Source organism: Methylobacterium sp. A54F, assembly GCF_053346035.1.
On the sequence record NZ_JBKFBF010000222.1, the window covers coordinates 1 to 282 of the forward strand.

Here is a 282-nt window from a genome sequence, read left to right on the forward strand (position 1 = left end):
GCCATCGCGCCGGGCACCAGCACGGGCGCGTCCCGTCCGGCGCGGCGGATCGAGGCGTAGAGCGCGAAGGCCGCCGCGAAGGCCCCGACGATGCCGGGCTCGTACCAGAACTCGAACAGGGCGGTGGTCGGCGCGTTGCTGGGTAGCAGGCCCACCCCGCGGCCGCGGAGCGCCGTCTCGAAGCCGTGCCCGGTGATCAGCCGGACGGGCTCCATGGTCACGACCTTCTGCCAGGCCTTCAGGGACAGCACGCCGGGCGCCACCGGTCCGAACAGGGCGGCG

At 74.8% G+C, this 282-nt stretch carries 1 pseudogene; it reads right to left on the reverse strand.

Going from position 1 to position 282, the window contains the following annotated elements:
* A pseudogene (locus ACLBXP_RS26040) lies at positions 1-282 on the reverse strand (peptide ABC transporter permease); the annotation flags it as partial.